Genomic DNA, 19,348 nt, shown 5'->3' with positions numbered 1-19,348 from the left:
GACTGCTTTTTTGATGGATGTTTACTTAACAATATTGATACGGAAAGGTTAATGTAAATGCTGTACCTTTTCCTTCTTCGCTTTCAAAAGTGATTGTTCCACCCAATTTATTGGTAAATTCTTTGGTAATATTCAACCCCAAACCTGTTCCTTCTATCGCTAATACATTATTGGCTCTGAAAAATATCTCAAATAAATTCTTCTGGTCTTCTAAAGGAATACCTATGCCATAATCTTTGATAATTATGGTAAAATTATGCTCGTTAAAATTCAATGCTAGACTAGGATTAGCCCCTCCTTTTGAATACTTAAAGGCATTATCAACCAAATTACTGATAGCATGATTTAACAACGAGGCATCTGAATAAATCACTTTGCTCGCTAAGGGTATAGATAAATCAAGTTTTCTAAGGTCTTTTCTATCTGAAAAATATTGTGAGTTGATTTCATTTACTAACGCTACAATATCGATATACTCTAATTCTAAATTGAGCTTGTCATTCGCTGTTTTTTCTAATAAAAGAACATCTTTAAGCATTTCAGTCAGCCGATTAGACTGGAGTGTTACCCTATTAAGATGATGTTGTATTTTATCTTTAATGTCGATATTATTAAGCATATTAGTATAAATACCCAAAATATCAATGCTGGTAACGATGGTTGCAAGGGGTGTTCTAAATTCATGTGAAGCAAAAGAAATAAAGCGTGATTTTAGTAAATTGATTTCTTTTTCCTTCTCTAACGAAAGTTCTAATTGACGAAGTTGTTTTTTGGCTTCTTCTGCATTTTTCCTTTCCGTAATATCAATTATAATGCCATTAAAAACAATTTTTTGACCAATAGTGGTAGGGCTTGAGATGCCTTCAAACCATTTAATTTCATTCTTTGCATTCAGAATCCTTCCTTCAAAATGCCAATCAGATTGCGTTTGAACAGCTACATACATAGAAGATAAAAAAGCTTTTTTATCTTCATAATAGATGTGTTTTGATAAATCTGTCTCGTTAACATCAAATTCAATTCCGAAAATATCAGCCATTTTAGAGCTTAAATAAGGGAAATGAGTTGACCCGTCTGCTTCAACACATAACTGATAAACAACCCCTGGAACACTCTTAGCTAAGTTTTTAAACATTAATTCACTTTCTCGCAATTGTTCTTCTACTAATTTTAGCTCGGTGATGTTAATACTTATTCCTATCAATCTATCCACTTCTCCGTGCTCGTTAACCATCGGTATCTTAGATAATAAGTACCATACTCTTTTCTTGCTAGGGTCATCAATTAATGTTTCTTTGTTAATAATGGCATTGCCCGTTTTGAATACAGTTTGATCTTCCTCTATAAATATTTTAGCATATTCTTCTGTAAAAGTTTCGTAATCGCTTTTGCCTAGCCCTTCTTTTTCTTCTTTAAAACCTAAGTATTCAAGCTCGGCTTTGTTAATTAAAGTCTTTCTTGACGCTAAATCTTTTACATATACGTTCAAGGGTAAATTATCAACTATTGTTCTGAGTAAATACTGTTCACTTTTAAGCAATTGCTCTGCTTTCTTTCGTTCAGTAATATCCCTAAAATTCATAACGATTCCTTTGATAGAAGGCTCTGCCAGTTGGTTATTGAAATGAGTTTCAATCCATAATAATTCTCCATTAGGTCTTGTGTATCTAAAAGATGCCGTCGGATTATAATTTGGTTTATTATATACTTCATGATAAATTCTACCAAGTTCTTGTAAATCATCAGCATGAATACTATTTCTACTATACTCATCAAGGCTATTAATTCCAAATATTTTTTTACCTCCAGGACTAATATCAGAAATATTGTTATCTAAATTTACAATCGCAATTCCTTCTAAGCTATTTTCAATCAAGGCTTTAAAACGCTTTTCCTTTTCTATAATATCTCTTTCTGCTTGTTTCTTTTCTGTGACATCCTGTGAAGTAATTCTTATTTGACTTGCTTTCCCTTCTTTATCTCTGATAAGTTTGGCATTCATTACGATGTATTTAATCCTACCATCTATCATGTTGATACGAAAATCAACATTCAAGTACTTATCCTCATTCATCATCAAGTCATGTTGTTCTATTAGCTTGTCCTTATCTTCTTCATGAACATAGTTTAGGGCATCATCGAGGTTGAGGGGTGCTTGATCAGTGGCTATCTCGAAAATAGTATACATTTCTTCTGACCAGTGATTACTTTGCTCCATTAAATCTATTTCCCAATAGCCTAATCTAGCAATATTCTGAGCAGCCAATAATTGTTCATTTGTTTTCTGAAGGGCAAACTCACTGAGCTTTCTTTCCGTTATATCTTTACCATAACAAGCCGTTCCAATAATTTTATCTTCCATTTTCATGGGATAAAATGACACTTCTCTCCATAAATTTTGTTTATATGAGATATTATACTGTTCAGTAAAGGTTTCTCCTCTCATTGCTCTTTCATAATAAGCAGTGTAGAGAGCTAGATGGGCTGGCATAGAACTAAGCGTATCTAACACGTTTTTTCCTGTATAAACACTCTCCCCACAATAATCAAATATTAGTTTTTCAAAGGCCGCATTATAGGATATTAAACGAAATGACGTATCTATACTCCATACAATTTCAGGGGTATTATCAATTAATGATTTTAAATTTTTGGCATCAAATTCTTTTTGTTTTCTAGCAATCACTTGGTCATTGATATCTCTAAAACTCAACAAAATAGCCTCTATTCCCTGATTATGTTGTAGGTTATGTATTGATACTTCAAGCCATTTATCCGTATTATCAGCCAGCTTGATGCAAAACTCTACCTTATTTAATTCATCAGGGTTTGTAAACGATTTTCTAAAAGCCTGATTTAATAATTGTCGGTCTTCATAATGTATATTGATATTAGCTTTGATAAAGTCGATACTATCATCAGCATCAAAACCTAAAATCTTTTTACCCGTAGTATTTATTTCAAGAAAATTAACATCACTATCCAACAAAACATAGCCTTCATGACAATTTTCAATAATTGATAGAAATCTATTTTCTTTTAGGATGATAAGTTCTTCTTTCGCTTTTAAGATTGAAATATCCTTGAAGTAACCATGCCAAATGGTTGAACCATCCGAATTACTTTCTGGGCTAGCAAATACCCGTAGCCATCTAACATCAATGCCATCCTTGCATATTCTGAATTCGTAAAGCCAATTATTAAGTTGTTTCTGAGATGTTTGTAGGGAAGTAAAAAAGCCCTCATAATCATCATTGATGATAGATTGTAAGTATATTAAAGGATTGTTCTGAAAAATATCTTTATTAACATTAAAAAATATCTTTTCAATTACCTTATTGACATAAGGAAAAGAAATATCTCCTTCAGGGGATAGCACTAACTGGAACATCGCTACCAGCAAGTTATCATTTATATTTTCAAAATCTTGAGGGGCTCTTGATTCATTCTCCAATATATTCATCGGTACTTGATTGTTATACTATACAAATCATCTTTTATTGTGAGTAAGGTGGTTACTCGACCTAAAACATTTATAATCAAAGATTATACCATCTTTAACACCAATACTATTTACCTGAAAGATTACTTAATTTGTGATAATAACAACAAAAAAACGGCAATATTTTACTGGCAATTTACCAGTGCAATAAATCAATTCTGAACGGGTTATGTTTTTTTTTTGCTTTTGAAAACGAAGAAGTTTTTTTGTATTACTTTAATTCAATAAAGTAATACAAATTTTTAGTAGAGATAATTAAGGTGTATTAATCTAAGAAGTAGCAGTATTATAAGGTGGTGTAGAACTATTTATTACCTGAATTTATGATATAAAATTTAAACTATAATTCATTTTTTAGTTTACGGTCAAAAAAATTAAAATAATACAAGACCTCATCAATTAAGTTTAATTTTTTTATCCTATGTTAATTATTACAAAAATTGGCTACCTCCTATATTTTGTAAAAAATACGAGAGATAGCCAATTATAAGGTAATTAACTTTAATCAATTACTGAATCATTCTTTTTGGCAGTATCACTAGCCATTTGTTGGTCTTTTACTACTGCCTTAGTATAAGGCATTTTAGCATTTTGCCATGTCAGATACTCTTCTTTTGGTTGATTTCTGATAATGCTCAACCCTTTTTCAGCAGTGTTTGATGCTTGTTGTTTATAATTCCTGTTTATAGCTACATTTTCGCTAACAGGAAATGACTTTTTATTTTTTTTGGCTGCAGCAGCAGCTTTATTCGGATGTTTGTAATTGTGTGTGCTATACCCAGGATCACTTGCCGTAATCTCCTGAGCGAACGAACCATAACTTGCTAATGTTAACAAGGTCGCCCAAAAAACTTTTGTTTTCATGATGTTATGTGATTTAAGTTTGTATGTTTTGTTTCAGAATTTACTTGCTCTAAAAATTGAGTATAAATAACTAATATCAATTTCAATTATTAAAAACCTTAGAAAATTGTATTATTTACATTCAAAACAGTGTTGCTTTTTTATTCTAAACGTAAGATGCAAACAAAAATTTTGACAAACAAATGTTCGATTTTGAGCAAGATGAGTGAGTTTTAGCAGCAAAAATCAATAATATTTTGTTTTTATTAAAGAATAAATACGAAATTATAAGCTAATTTTGAGTAAATAGTTGGTTTTCATCAATAATGCTATCGGATTGATACCTAAATACGTATAACAATGAAAAAAAAATATTTTTATTGTTACCATTATTCAGCAGGTTTAAAATCAGACGAAAAAATATGATAATTTATACTTTTTAAAGTATTTAAGTATTAAATTCAACCTAAAACAACTCGATTTCTACTTAAAATAAAGCATCTTAGGGTGTATAAAACATAAAATCCCGAAAAATAAATTAAGCATTAATACTTAATTTATTTTTCGGGATTCTTGCAGAGAAAACACTTATAATTAATTTTCAAAAAAACGTTTTACTTGTTGTTGAGACTTTAAGCCTTCAAGAATATCTTTGGTAAGAGGTTTTGAAACATAAGAAATTACTTGTTCATAAGTACTAGCCTTGTCGAGGTCGTGCTGGTCAATCGAAGAGCTTACCATTACGACGTAGATTTGATTTTTCAACGCCTGTTTTTGCAAAGCTTCTAATAACTCCCAACCATTCATCACAGGCATATTTATATCAAGTAGTATTAAATAAGCATCATCTCCATTGTTATTGATAATAAAATCAAACGCTTGCTTCCCATCAGCAAAGTTGATAGGAGCATCAGTAAGCCCACTTTTTTTTGCAATTATTGAGTGCAGGGTTTGCACCATCTTGTCATCATCAACAATTAATAAATTGAGTTTCATATTAAAATATTATTGTGGTCTGTTTTAATTGTGTTATTGATTTTTCTTATAATCCCATCGAGCTCATAAGCTGAATCAAGAATATTTTGAAGAAGTTCTTCCCTACTTATTTCAATATTATCAAAATCATTCAATAAATTGATAATTCCCATAATTCTAGCCACGGGAGCTCTAACGATATGCGATTGCATCCATGCAATTTCTCTGAGCTGTTTGTTCTGAGTTTCTATTTCTCCAAGATGCTTCTTTTGATCATTAATATCTTGAATCATCCCGTATATACGAATAGGTTTTCCTTGTGCCAATTCTACTCGTCCTTTGGCCCTAACCCAACGTACCTTCCCTTTAGCTGTCACAATTTGTACTTCATGGTCATAAGGAGTACCAAAATTGATTGCCTTATTTACCGCTTCTACAATGGCATCCCTGCTTGTCCCTTCTCTATAGGACAACATACTGCTTTCAAAAGTAGGTTCATAATCTATCGGCACTTCATGAATTTCTTTTGTGATTGAGCCCCAAGTTACTTTTTTGGTCGATAGGTCATATTGCCAACCACCTACACGGCCAATCTCGCTTGTTTCTTTTAGCAGGATTTCAAACTTTTTCAAGTCTTCTAAATCCTGAATCATGCCATATAATCTTACAGATTTTCCTTCTAAAGTCGCTACTCCACCCTTTACTCTTATCCATTTCTCATGCCCCTTTGCAGTAATAATCTGGGTTTCAAAATCAAAGTCTTTGGCTTCTGCTATCACCGTATCGATTAGCTTTCTAATCCTAGTTCTATTTTCACCTTCTCTGTAAAAATCCAATAATTCATCCACTTTCAAATCATAATCCAGCGGAAGTTCATGAATCTCTTTCGTGATTTTAGACCAAGAAACTGTATTATTTACCAAGTCTACTTCCCATCCCCCTACGCGTGCAACTTCGCTAGTTTCTAATAAAATCCTTTGGTTAGTCTCCAGTGCCAATTCAATCTTTTTACGATTGGTAATATTTCTGGAAAACATCGCCGCCCCTCTTATCTTATCCCCATCTTTGATAGGGTTATAGGTAGTTTCACTCCATGCCCCCCATATTGAATCAAGTGCTGGGGAATAAGTCTCTACCGTAAAAGTTTCACCAGACAATACTCTTTCATATTGAAGTTGTCTATGCTGCTTTAGCTCCGCTAAAAATTGCTGATTTTGATGCATTGAATCGCCAGATTCAAGTTTCCAAGCTGCGATTTTGTCAATAAAATTCAAGTAAGCATCATTCGCTGCCAACAAGTTTTGGTTTTCGTCAATGCTCCAAACCAAATCATCGGTACTATTGATTAAGGCTGCCGTATTAGCCCGTTCTGTTTCAAGTAATTTTAAGTAAAGTTTTTGTTCAGTTATATCGTTGATTAGGGTGTGTTTGGCTTTTTTGCCATTATATTTTATGTTATGAGTTGTAATTAGTACACTAATCGTTTCTCCATTCTTTTTTATATGCCTCCACTCGTATTGATTAGCCTCAAATTCGTCATCAGCGTTCGTATAGTCGAGGTATTTATAAGCATCTTCTTTAGGACGAATATCCAACAATGTCATTTTCAAAAACTCTTCTCTAGTATATCCATAATGCTGTATGGCAGCCTCGTTGATTTCTAAAAAAGCAAACGTTTCAACATCATATATCCACATGGGCTGTGGATTTGAAAGAAATAGTAACTTATATTGTTCTTTACTTTTTTTAATTTTCTCTTTATCCTTCTTCCTTTTGGTAATATTTCGAGCATTTAGTACCAGTTTTTCTACCTTGCCATCTTCATAAATCGGATGAAAAGTAATATCCATCCATTGCTCATTATACCATTCAGTAGCGGGCATATAAATATCTACTGAAAAAGCATTTCCTAAAAATGCTTTCTGGCTTTGTGTCTTAAACAGTTGGATTAGCTCTTCGGTATAGAAGTTTTTCAATAAAAAACTTTCTCCTACTTTTAACGTCTTTCCAGTATGTTTTTTGATGGCATCAACATAGGTTTTATTAGCAGAAATCAGGTTTAGATTTCTATCTACACACCAGATATAATCGTTGGTGGCACTTAATAATACCTTTAATTGGTTTTTTTCGAAAAGTAATTCGTCTAAATTAAGTTGATTTTGTTCAATTAATTCAATCGTTTTTTTAGCAAATGTTTTGAAGATTTTTTGCTCCTTTTCTGTAAGCTCTACCAAAGATGGATGGAGCAAAGTAATATGTCCTAACATCAGACCTGAAGGCAGATATAGTGCTATACTTGAGATAGACTTAATCCCTTTTGCTAACAACCATGCATCTTGGGGATTATTAATCGTAAAAATTTCTTTTGAATCTCCTCCTTCATGTTTAAGCAAAAAAGGGCTTATAGGTAAATCTAAGCTAAATTGAATATTTTTAGCTGACTTACACCACTGCCTTTTTGTCTCTACAAAAGATAGACAAATGACGGATGAATCAAATATATTTGAAGCTACATCAAGAACAAAATCGAAATCGTTTTCCTGTAGTGCTTCAACTTGAATTGTAATAAATTCATTTGGCGGAGTGAAATTATTCATATCGAATTGAAAGCAGTTTTTAAAAAGACTAAAATAGTAGGGTAAGTCCAAATCAATCTCAATGCAAACTAATCAAAAAAAATGAAAAATATACGCTTTATTGTATTTAAGCAGATTTTTCATCACTTAAATTCATAATTAATAGCACAGGCGTAAATTTTTATTGAAAAAAAATAATGGATTTTTTGTTTAAAAGTTCATTTTATCATAAAATTCTATTTAAAACAATAAATTAAAAATATAACTATTTAAAGATTTTATCATAGAGCCTTCTGGCAAATAAATTTTTTATTTGAAAGATTTACCCTTAACATTACAGAAAAAAGAGCGACAATATACTAATCAATTTATAAGATAATGGAAAAACTTGAAATTGCTTTTCAAAAATTTGATGAATATAATAAAGCTGATAATAATATTTTCGTGTGGGAAGAAAAGGAATATCCACAGGAGTATTTTTTAGCACTACAATTATATCAATGGGTGTTGAAATTAGACCCTATTGCTACAGAAGCATTATTACTGGCTTCACGAAGCCAGCATATTGGTCGCTGGGAAATTGCCCGAGAAACATATCCAGACGGAAGAGTAGGTTATTTAACGTGGCGTAAGGATTTATCATTTTTTCATGCTAAAAAAGCGAAAGAAATACTTACTGAAGTTGGATATAGTGAAGAGGAAATTGCAAAAGTGGAGAGGATTATTCTTAAACAAAGAATAAAAACTGACCCAGAGGTTCAGACAATGGAAAATGCACTTTGCTTAGTTTTTTTACAATTCCAATATGAAGATTTTCATCCCAAATATTTACCAGAAAAGGTAATTAATATTTTGAAAAAATCTTTATTAAAAATGGATGCCCACGGACATCAATTTGCATTGAACCTAACTTATTCACCCCAAGGTCTGGCTTATATTCAGGAGGCTTTGAAATTATTGGCTGAATAATTTTATAGACTATTTCATAAAGTCAAATGAATATTGACCTTATGAAATAGTCTTTTGCATTAACATAAATAAATTTTATTCTTTTAAAAGCCTACTCCAAACTGAAAACCTATGGTATAAGAGGTGGGCTTATCATTCCCGAAACGAACAGGCAAAGGGACAGCTATAAAGTAGTTGGAATGCTTGTTCTTTTTAACCACTTTGTTTAGCACTGGCGTAAAACCGTATCTTCCGCCCGTTTCAAAGGCTGCTCTTGTTACTAAAGTAAGTCCATGTTTAAATCGAAACATTACACCAGGATGAAACAAGAAATTGTTCACCTTGCTCACTCCATTTTCTGAACGAATGGTTGGGACAAATTCAAAACTGAATCCGATTTTATCACTTTTCAGGATATTAATGCCCGTCGGGAAGCCAATCGTATAACTTGACCCAAAATTTGATGTGCTCGTGCCATCAGCCGACCAAGTAGTAATGGGATGCAAAATGCCCATATAGCCTACAATTTTGGGATAGGTATTTTCTGGCGAAGGTTGTTGTGCAAAAAAGCTAAAAGACAAAGAAAGTAAAAAGATGAGGTAAGTAATTTTGTTTTTCATTGTAAGAATTAAGGATTGTTCCTGACAAAATTTCAAGAATAATCCTCCTCAAAATAGCACATAATTAACTTTTTGTATCAAACTTACTTTTTGTGATATTTTTTTTAAAAATCGATGGATTTTCGCCTGTATATTTTTTGAAGATTCTAGTAAAATGGCTCTGATCTGAAAACCCTGTTAAATAGGCAATCTCTGTTAATGAGTGATTGGTATTACTCAATAGCTCTATCGCTTTTTCAATCCGCAGTTTGCGGATGTATTCTCCAAAAGATAGGTTTTCAAAATATTTAGAGAATTCTCTGGAAAGATAAGCAGGATTTACATCCAACTCTTTTGAAATTTCTTTCAGGCTTAAAGTCAGATTCGTGTCTATTTGGTCTTGAATAATATCCTTTAATTCCTTGGCCCATACAGGCGTCTTACGATTACTTTTGGTAGCAGGTTGGAATACTTTTTGAAAGACATCCACTAAAAGGTTTTCAAAAGGATTCTGAAAATGTTTTACTGCTTGCAGGTATTTTGCCCAACTGTATAAGCCATCATAAATCACCATGCCTTGTTTCAATAATTCGTGGTCATCTTGAATATTATGAGCCATGCCCGAGGCTATTGCCCATAATCCTGCTGATTGTGGTGCAATATCATGTCGGTCAGTATCGGCACCCCGTACTATTACCGCCATTGTATGAACAGCTTCGTCATCGATATTGTATTTTTCAATCAAACAGTCGAAAGTACATAAGCCCAATTTATGGGATAATTCTACGTTCGGAACATCAAAGGGTATTGCTCCTATTACTTCAGCTTGCTGAATTACAGCATCAAAAGGAACAAAAATAAATTCTGCCTCTGAGTCAATGTATTTTTTAATCAACCACGGACAAGCTATTCTATCAATCTTTGGTTTTTCTCGGGTTATCCATTTCATAAGTAGTGACTAGTAAATAGTGATTGGTGAACAGTCATCTGTCGCAGTAGCATTTCAAACCCCTATTTATCAGTCATTTATGATAAATAAAAACGTTGCTTAATTTGTATGGATCACTAAATAAATGAATCATTTTTGAAAAGTGACAGCAAAATAAGAATTTATTCTCTTAATATTAAATTCAAAAATAAATACTCTACTTGTTTTGTAGATTTATTTAACTCTATTAACTTTGTAGGAAACTAAGAATTTAATTTTTTATGGAAATAGAATCACCGACTAATCTTGAACAAGTTGTTGAGAAAAAGAAGTCATCCAAAAACCCTTTTGAAGAAGCCATTATTAAGATTTGGAAACGTGAAAGAACACCTTATGAAGTAGCCATTCACTTCTTTAATGCACTAGCTTTGATGATAGTAGGGTATTTTGTTTTTACCTATCTAACCATTCAAAATATTACTACAGGTTTACACGAAATCAATTCAGATATCCTTTATTACATTTTGGGGGGCTTTATTGCTCAAATGATTGACGGAGCTTTGGGAATGGCTTATGGCGTTACAGCTTCTACTTTTCTAGCGAACGTTGGTGTGTCGCCAGCAGTAATTTCAATGAGTGTTCATGCTTCTGAGATTTTTACGAGTGGCGTGTCGGGTTATATGCACTTAAAATTTGGTAATGTTAATTCCAAACTGTTTAAGGCTGTATTGATTCCAGGAGTAATCGGGGCAGTATTGGGGGCTTATGCACTTTCTACTTTGGCCGAAAGCTATATGCAATATGTAAAACCTGCCGTTTCTGTTTATACTTTAATATTGGGGATAGTTATTATCCGTAAAGCCTTAGTAAAAAGACAACAAAAGAAAAACATCAAAATGATTGGGCCATTAGCATGGTTTGGTGGTATGATGGACTCTATCGGCGGTGGTGGTTGGGGACCTATCGTTTCTTCAACATTGATTGCTTCGGGACGTCATCCAAAATATACTATTGGTTCAGTAAACTTAGCTGAGTTCTTTATCTCACTTTCGTCTTCATTAACATTCATTTTTGTGATTGGCTTTTCGCAATGGCAGGTCATTCTGGGCTTGATTCTTGGAGGTATCGTAGCAGCACCAATTGCGGCTCGTTTATCAAGTAAATTGCCAGTAAAAGCGTTGATGATTATGGTAGGTATTGTAGTAATCTTAGCAAGTTTGAAGAAACTTATTGGATAATTTCCTTCAAACTTAACTAAGTTACCAGATTAGTTTTTAGATATTAGTAATAAAAGGTGCCGCTCGAACATACTGATTTTCAAACAATTGTTTGATGATAAAATCAGCTAAATCGGTGGCACTTATTTTATCTCCTGTACAATCTTCCAAACTGACATCTGTATTGCCTCTAGTGTCTGTTTGTTCTATCATGGGCAATCTTATCAGCGTCCAATCGACATCACTATCTACCAACATTTCGTATTCGTGCTGTTTGTCGGCAGTAGTTTTCGGATAATTTTGCTTCATCCAGTCTGTCCCAAATTTAGTTTTAGGACTTTTTTTATCAAACGGCGTATCAACGTTTAAGCCTGTTGTAACGATATACCTTTTGATATTATATTCCTTCATTGCTTGCAATACGTTGCTGGTAGCATCCCCAAAAATAGAGCTTTCACCCACGGGTTGCCCTATGGTACTGATGACAGTTTGACAGCCTTCAACAAGGTTCAAAATAGCATGATAGTCGCGGGCATCGCCTTTGATGATTTCAATTTGAGGACTCTGGATATGAAAATTATCAGGATTTCTAAGCAGCATTTTGAAATGAAAACCTTGATTTAATAACGCTTGAACAAGGTATTTTCCTGACTTACCTGTACCACCGATGATGGCAAGTTTTATAGACTGTTGCATATTACTCTTTATTAAAAATTGAAAATATAAATTCAGACTGTCTTCAAAAGAAAACAATCTGTTCGCTTACGTTTTTGTAAGGCGAGGATTTAAATCAATATTTTAAACAAAGAGTCTAATACGTGAAATTAGTAAAATAGCGTGATAGTACGACAAAGCCTATGTATAAAATTTTAAACAAAACATTTTATTAGGCACGTTTAGTGAAAGTAAATGAATAAAATTTCGATGAAGTAACGCAAATTTTCAAGCGAATCACAGTAGTTTAACATAGCTTTGTCCTTTTGAAGAAAACGTATTAAAACCTTTATAATAAACTAAGAAAATGTCTGAAATATCTCGTCGTGATTTCCTTTATCAAGCAGGTTTACTAGCTTCTGCTTCTTTGTTTTCTTTTGAAAGTTTGGCTGCTAAAGTTCCTAATCTTCAATTAGCCTATTCTGCTATTACGTGGGGAGGCAAAGACCTTGATGCGATGAAAGATATTTCATCATTGGGTTTCAAAGGGGTACAGTTGCGTGCCAATGCTTATGATACGTACAAAACCAAAGTGCAAGAATTAAAAGATATTATTGCGGCAAATGGTTTAGTTCTACCGATGTTTTCAAGTGGTAATGTTGAAATTGACCCAGCGAAAGAAGCTAGTACGATAGATTATCACGTGGCTCATGCCAGTTTTGTAAAGGCATTGGGTGGCACTTCTATTCAATTAACCAATTCGGTTCGTCCGAAAGACAGATTACCAAGCACGGAAGAATTAAAACGTTTGGCGTTCGTAATGAACGAAATCGGTAAACAAACTGCTGATTTGGGTATTCAGGCTGTGTATCATAACCACATGCACCAATTGGGCGAAACGCCAGAGGAAGTGGATATCATCGTTCAAGATATGAATCCGAAATACATGAAGTTATTATTGGACGTAGCCCATTATCATCAAGGAGGTGGCATACCTGCTAAAGCAGTATTGCAATACAAAGACATCATCGGGGCATTGCACATCAAAGATGTAAAAAGTCCGTTAGCTGATAAGCCCAACGACCCTAAAGCGTATAAGTTTGTAGAATTAGGACAAGGGAATGTTGATTTGAAAGCAGTATTCGATAATCTTCAGAAGATTAATTATAAAAAATGGGCGATTGTTGAATTGGACGGCGTACCTGAAAAAACGCGTACACCATTGCAATCAGCAGAAATCAGCAAAGCATTTTTAAAAGATAAAATCGGATTTAAGATTTAGCTTTTTGATTGTCTCTTATAGTAATCAGCATTGTTAACTTAAAATTCTTCCTATTAGGGTGTGACTTAAGTCACACCCTAATAGGAAGAATTTTAAGTTATTGGTATTCCTAAACCGTGTTCTGTGTGCGACATACCACGGGAAAAGCTTTCAACCCTTTTCACTAGCGAGGGACTTAAGTCCCTCGCTAGTGAAAAAAACATTTGATTATCAACTACTTACACCCTTGTAAGCAATCTAAAGAAATTAAATTACTCCTTCCCCCTCCTACTCATCTCTATCACTTCTACATCAAAGATTCTTTTGCCCTCTATCTTTAGCCTCACTGCCGTTTGCACCTTATGAAAACCATGCGTTCCTGCTGCTCCGGGGTTGATAAAAAGCATTCCATTTCTATGCAAATCTCTTTTTACTTGAAGAATATGCGAATGTCCGCACACAAAAATATCAGGTGTTTTTATCCTAAAACATTCCAATGCATCAGGCTTATAACTTGATGGTGCGCCTGCGATGTGCGTCATACCAATATTGAGTTCTTCGCAAGTAAAATGATTTATTTTTGGATAGATTTGCCTCACCGTAGCATCATCAATATTGCCATATACGCCTTGGATGGGCTTTAAGGCCTCAAGGGTATCCGAAACTGCCACGATACCCCAATCGCCTGCGTGCCAAATATGGTCGCACCAGTCGATATGAGGGAAAAGACGTTCGTCAAGAAAACTATGAGTATCGGAAATAATTAAAATTTTTTGCATAATTTTCACTAAGTCGCCAAATCTTCCGTTTTCATTAAAGGAAACATAGAGGAATATTGATTATTAAAGATTAAATCTCGTGAATATGTATATTTGCATATATAAATTCTTTAGCAAAGATTGAACAAAAATAGTGGAATATACATTGTATAAAGAGTTTTTAAATCAAAAGACTGCCAAGTAAGTATTTCGAGATTTACTTGAGAAAAATAGAAAAATAAACCAGCTAATTTGTTGCTTTATGCCAGTGAAACCATTTGAAACTACCCTTTATGAAAAACTTAAACCGTTTTTCAGTATGCACAATTTTGTGCTGTTGGCAGATAAAAAACAATTTCGAAAAATTACACCAACAGGCTTTCAGAACGTAATTTTTACGGCAACTCCTTATGACAATGAAACTTGGCTAGAAGTAAATATTGGCTGTAGAAACAACCAAGTAGAACAGATAGCCCAACAGTTTCTGGGAAATACGCGTGATTTCTGGTCAGATTCTAATACTTTAGTTATCTCAATTGGGAAATTTAACGATGCCAAATATTTTAGATATAAGATTTTGGATGAAAACGATTTGGATGATGTTTGTGAAATCGTGAAAGAGTTTTTGGAACAAAGAGGGTTTCATTTTATGAATGAGTCGGATAGCTTACCAGCATTAAATAATATTTTTAATCTGCATCTTTCTAAGCCATGTAAATACTTATACAACCAATTACATCGTAGTTATAAGGGCATCATCACCGCAAAATTGACACACGATAAACACTTTTTAGATTTATCGAACAAACACCGAGATATTTTGACGAGCAATGGTTCTAGTCCTGATGAACTATTGACTTACGAAAGATTACTAAGTTTTCTGTTATACCATTCTGTGAATTAAACCAGCTTTTATTGAAATTTTCCTAAATTGCATAAGGAAGATTATTTTTTTGATGAAATTACGCATTGTACTCATATTGTTGTTCTGTAACAGTTGGCTTACACCTTTGGTGGCACAACTGAAATTCAGCCGTATTAGTACACAAAGAGGCTTATCGCAAAGTACGGTAGGGCAAATCTTTCAAGATAAAAAAGGATTTATTTGGTTTGCTACGAAAGACGGCCTTAATAAATACGACGGCTACCAGTTCACCGTTTATCGACATATCTCTAACGACCCCAATTCTATCAGTAGTAGTACGATTTCATGTATTACCGAAGACCAAGAAGGCAACCTTTGGGTAGGTACTTTTGATGGTGGCGTAAATAAACTCGACAAAACCACAGGAAATTTTATTCATTTCAAACAAGCAGATGATAAAACTAATATCGGCGGGCTTAGTATTTCGTCTATCATTGCTTCGCCCGATAATAAAATATGGGTTTCTACTTATGGTTATGGCTTGCTTTGTTTTGATAACCAACAAAAAACCATCAAATGGCGTTTGGTGGAATCTGAGTTGCTGACAACTAATGATATTTCCTTGGTTTTCCAAGATAAAAAGAATACGCTTTGGTTGGGTGGGCATTATGGCGTAATAACCCATATTGATAAAAACAACCATGCAAATACGGTTCGCCTTCAGAGCAATCTTCCTCCTCGTAAAAATCAAATCACTTGTTTGGTGGAAGACCCACAAGGAAATATTCTAGTAGGAACACGTGGTAATGGTTTGTATAGACTGAACCCACAAACGAATGTATTCACTCAGGTGTTATACAGTCCTAATCAGAATAATCGAGCTAATTTGATTACAGATTTGGTTTATGACAAAGATGGCACGCTTTGGATTGGTACGGACAATGGAGTTTTTCTCGTAAAAAATAACAATTATGCCCAACTTAGTTATATAGAGTCCAATCCTGATTCTGAAACAGGATTAAGTTCGCATGCTATTCAATGTATTTTTGTAGACCGAGATAACAATGTGTGGATTAGTACTTGGGAAGCAGGATTGAACGTACATTACAGACATCGGAATAACTTCAAATTATACCGTCACAAGGTAAACTCTACTCAAAATTTATTACGAGATAAAGTAACAGCCATCGCCTGTGAAAACGACCCTAACCGAGTTTGGATTGGTAGTAATAATGGCCTGACATTATTTGACAGGGCTAAAAATACCTTTTCACATTATTTTATCAGCCCTTCTCATGCTACTACGAGTACAAATGACATCAATAATTTATATTATGATCGTGATGGTGACCTGTCTGTCTTAACTTGGGAAATTGGGCTTAGGATTATGAAAAAAGGCAGTAGCTCTTTTACACTCTATCCTTATGATGATGGTAGCAATACTACACACCTTACCTGTTTGAGCCCTGCCAGAAAACCAAAACATTTGTGGATAGGTACACAAGAAGAAGGCATTTTGTTATTCAACAAACAGACGGGCGAATTCAGCCCTGTTCCAGACCTCAACCGTAAAGGGGTATTATTGGGAATGCACATTAATTCTATCTTAGAAGAAGAAAACGGCACACTTTGGATTGGTACTTATAATAATGGTATTTATTGTTATAATCAAAAGAAAAGGCAAATTGTCCATATCCGTAAGTCAAACCGCTCGGATGGATTAAGTGCTAATCAAATCAATAAAATATTTCAGGATTCTCGTAAGCAAATTTGGATAGGTACTAATGGTGGAGGCTTAAACCTGTATCAGCCAACAACTAGAAACTTTAAGGTATGGAGAACAGAAGATGGCTTACCCAATAATACCATCAAGGGTATTGTTGAAGACCGTCATTATCATTTGTGGTTATCGACCAATCAAGGTATTTCACAATTCATTACCTATAGCAATTCATTCAAGAACTATACAAAAGCTGATGGACTTCAAGGCTCGGAGTTTTTGCTGAATGCTTATGCTCAAAACAATCGTGGTGAAATATTTTTTGGTGGTACAGAAGGGCTCAACATTTTTCATCCCGACAGTCTGATTGAAAGTAATATAGTACCCAATGTATACCTTACTGGCTTAAAATTGTTCAATAAGCACGTGGTAGTGGGGCAGCCTGGCTCACCTTTGCAACAAGATATTTCACAAACAGAGGAATTAGTACTAGAATCAGATCAGAATGTATTTTCAATTGATTTTACTGCCTTAGATTTCCAACAGTTCAAGAATAACCAATATGCTTATGTGCTCCAAGGCTTTGATAAAGAGTGGAACTATGTAGGAACACAAAGAACAGCCAACTATACCAACTTGAATGCAGGAAGCTATCTGTTCAGGGTAAAAGCGACCAATAATGATGGCGTTTGGAATCAAAGGGAAGCCATGCTACGCATTACGATATTACCCCCTTGGTACAGAACTTGGTGGGCGTATTTCTTTTATTTAATCATTGTGGGTATTGGGCTTTATTTCACCAGAAGAGTCGTGCTCATTCGTGAGCGTTTGAAATTGGATGTACAATTACAAGAAAGAGAAAAAGAACAAGTACAGGAATTAGACCGACTAAAAACTAATTTCTTTACTAATATTTCTCATGAATTCAGGACACCTCTTACGTTGATTATCAGTCCATTAGAAAAATATTTAGCCGACAGCAAAGACATTCCAGATTCGCAACGCAAAAGGACGGAATCTATTTATAGAAATGCCAAGCAATTGCAAAAACTGATTAATCAATTACTTGATTTATCTAAATTAGAAGCAGGCAAATTATCGCCAGAAATTACGCAAAACGATGTAATTGATTTTGTTCAACAAATTACAGAATCATTCAGAGGGCTAGCTGAACAGAAGAATATCAACCTTCTTTTCAAACCATCGACTCCTTATTTATTGGCTTATTTTGATACAGATATTTTAGAGAAAATTGTAACTAATCTACTTTCCAATGCCTTCAAATTCTCGGACAATGATAGTGAAATTGTGGTAAAAGTATCGGTTAATCCAGCAGATAATCAAAGAATTATTATCGCCGTAAGCGATACGGGTATTGGGATTGATAGCAAAAACTTACAAAATGTATTCAATCGTTTTTACCAGATTCACGGTAAAGACCCTCAGAAACATGTGGTAGGTACTGGTGTAGGGTTAGCGCTGTGTAAAGAGTTGATAGAATTACATAGAGGAGAAATACTCGTTAGTAGCAGATTGGGCAAAGGAAGTACCTTTACCATTCACTTGCCTATTAACAAAGATGCCTACGATAGTAATTGGATTCGGGATAATGCGATTGACCCAGAACTTCCTCCGATTAATGTTCATGATAATTTGATTGAGCCTCATAAAAACGAACATCCTAAAAAGAATGTTCCGCTTTTATTAATTGCAGAAGATAACGACGATTTACGCAATTATATCAAAGAGATTTTCGTTGAAAATTTCAATATCATCGAAGCAAACAATGGTCAAAAAGCCCTTGATATTGCCATAGAACAAGTGCCTGATTTAATCATTTCAGACTGGATTATGCCTGAAATGACTGGTGGTGAGCTTTGCGAGCATGTCAAAACCAAAGAAAGTACGAGCCATATTCCTGTAATTATCTTGACCTCTAGAAGTAGTAACGAAAGTAAACTGGCAGGACTAGAAATCGGTGCTGATGATTATATTACCAAGCCTTTTAATGCTAGCTTGTTGGAAGCGAGGGTTAAGAACCTATTGGAAAGCAGAAGAAAACTCAGAGAAAGGTTTAGTAAAGAAGTCAAAGTAAATGCAAAGGAAATTACTTTAAATTCTTCAGATGAACATTTTCTAGAAAAAGCAGTTAGGATTGTAGAGGAAAATATGATGAATACTTCGTTGGATATTGCTTTTTTAGAAAGAGAGTTGAACATGAGTACGATGCAGTTGTATCGAAAACTAAAAAGCTTAACTAACTTTTCAGGAAACGAATTTATCAAAAATGTTCGCTTGAAAAAGGCTATTCAATTACTTGAAACTGATAGCTTTACCATTGCAGAGATTGCTTATAAGGTTGGTTTTAACGATCCTTCTTATTTCACTAGAATATTTAAAAAGGAATTTGGCAAATCGCCATCTGAATACTTAGAAAAAACGCCACTATAATATCTATAACGCTCTTCAAGTTTCCTTCAGATTTATTAGGTATCTTGGTTG

At 34.0% G+C, this 19,348-nt stretch carries 13 protein-coding genes; 5 read left to right on the top strand and 8 right to left on the bottom strand.

Annotated elements, in window-relative coordinates; translation table 11 throughout:
• Nucleotides 1–25: 25 nt before the first annotated feature.
• The 4 genes from AC07N0_RS09915 to AC07N0_RS09900 all read right to left on the bottom strand — a co-directional run bounded on the left by AC07N0_RS09915 (nucleotide 26) and on the right by AC07N0_RS09900 (nucleotide 7,917).
• Complete coding sequence (locus AC07N0_RS09915; RefSeq protein ID WP_494589044.1) at nucleotides 26–3,463, bottom strand: sensor histidine kinase; 3,438 nt, start codon at nucleotides 3,461–3,463, stop codon at nucleotides 26–28.
• A 540-nt stretch (nucleotides 3,464–4,003) separates the two neighbouring features.
• A complete protein-coding gene (locus AC07N0_RS09910; RefSeq protein ID WP_494589043.1) occupies nucleotides 4,004–4,366 on the bottom strand; it encodes a hypothetical protein in 363 nt (120 codons plus the stop codon).
• Nucleotides 4,367–4,939: 573 nt separating this feature from the next.
• Complete coding sequence (locus tag AC07N0_RS09905) at nucleotides 4,940–5,341, bottom strand: response regulator (protein ID WP_492802648.1); 402 nt, start codon at nucleotides 5,339–5,341, stop codon at nucleotides 4,940–4,942.
• Nucleotides 5,338–7,917, bottom strand: a complete 2,580-nt coding sequence (locus AC07N0_RS09900; protein ID WP_494589042.1) for a PAS domain-containing protein — start codon at nucleotides 7,915–7,917, stop codon at nucleotides 5,338–5,340. The genes AC07N0_RS09905 and AC07N0_RS09900 overlap by 4 nt, the downstream gene beginning before the upstream one ends.
• A 357-nt stretch (nucleotides 7,918–8,274) precedes the next feature.
• Here AC07N0_RS09900 and AC07N0_RS09895 point away from each other — a divergent pair, with 357 nt between their 5' ends.
• Entirely contained in the window at nucleotides 8,275–8,865 is a 591-nt protein-coding gene (locus tag AC07N0_RS09895) for a DUF4202 domain-containing protein (protein ID WP_494589041.1), read from the top strand.
• 83 nt (nucleotides 8,866–8,948) lie between these two features.
• Here AC07N0_RS09895 and AC07N0_RS09890 read toward each other — a convergent pair whose 3' ends face one another.
• Nucleotides 8,949–9,464, bottom strand: coding sequence for a hypothetical protein (locus AC07N0_RS09890; protein WP_492802643.1), 516 nt, complete (start codon nucleotides 9,462–9,464; stop codon nucleotides 8,949–8,951).
• Between the two features lie 64 nt (nucleotides 9,465–9,528).
• Nucleotides 9,529–10,392, bottom strand: a complete 864-nt coding sequence (locus AC07N0_RS09885) for a chromate resistance protein ChrB domain-containing protein (protein WP_494589040.1) — start codon at nucleotides 10,390–10,392, stop codon at nucleotides 9,529–9,531.
• Between the two features lie 260 nt (nucleotides 10,393–10,652).
• Between AC07N0_RS09885 and AC07N0_RS09880 the strand changes: the two genes are divergently transcribed.
• The gene (locus AC07N0_RS09880; RefSeq protein ID WP_494589039.1) at nucleotides 10,653–11,609 is read left to right on the top strand and encodes a sulfite exporter TauE/SafE family protein; all 957 of its coding nucleotides are present in this window, start codon (nucleotides 10,653–10,655) and stop codon (nucleotides 11,607–11,609) included.
• A 36-nt stretch (nucleotides 11,610–11,645) separates the two neighbouring features.
• On the opposite strand, the gene AC07N0_RS09875 is transcribed toward AC07N0_RS09880, so the two are convergent.
• Nucleotides 11,646–12,284: an NAD(P)-dependent oxidoreductase gene (locus AC07N0_RS09875; protein WP_494589038.1), complete on the bottom strand. Its 639-nt coding sequence runs from the start codon at nucleotides 12,282–12,284 to the stop codon at nucleotides 11,646–11,648.
• 325 nt (nucleotides 12,285–12,609) lie between these two features.
• Between AC07N0_RS09875 and AC07N0_RS09870 the strand changes: the two genes are divergently transcribed.
• Nucleotides 12,610–13,524, top strand: coding sequence for a sugar phosphate isomerase/epimerase family protein (locus AC07N0_RS09870; RefSeq protein WP_494589037.1), 915 nt, complete (start codon nucleotides 12,610–12,612; stop codon nucleotides 13,522–13,524).
• A gap of 251 nt (nucleotides 13,525–13,775) precedes the next feature.
• On the opposite strand, the gene AC07N0_RS09865 is transcribed toward AC07N0_RS09870, so the two are convergent.
• Complete coding sequence (locus AC07N0_RS09865) at nucleotides 13,776–14,282, bottom strand: metallophosphoesterase family protein (protein ID WP_494589036.1); 507 nt, start codon at nucleotides 14,280–14,282, stop codon at nucleotides 13,776–13,778.
• A gap of 241 nt (nucleotides 14,283–14,523) precedes the next feature.
• On the opposite strand from AC07N0_RS09865, the gene AC07N0_RS09860 reads away from it, so the two are divergent.
• Together AC07N0_RS09860 and AC07N0_RS09855 are read left to right on the top strand one after the other, a co-directional pair.
• Nucleotides 14,524–15,165, top strand: a complete 642-nt coding sequence (locus AC07N0_RS09860) for a hypothetical protein (protein WP_492802634.1) — start codon at nucleotides 14,524–14,526, stop codon at nucleotides 15,163–15,165.
• Between the two features lie 52 nt (nucleotides 15,166–15,217).
• A complete protein-coding gene (locus tag AC07N0_RS09855; protein ID WP_494589035.1) occupies nucleotides 15,218–19,297 on the top strand; it encodes a hybrid sensor histidine kinase/response regulator in 4,080 nt (1,359 codons plus the stop codon).
• The last annotated feature ends 51 nt before the right edge of the window (nucleotides 19,298–19,348 follow it).

The organism is Arcicella sp. GW821-FHT09D11, from assembly GCF_059416265.1.
Note: the sequence above shows the minus strand (reverse complement) of the source record. Positions and strands in the feature narration are given on the sequence as shown.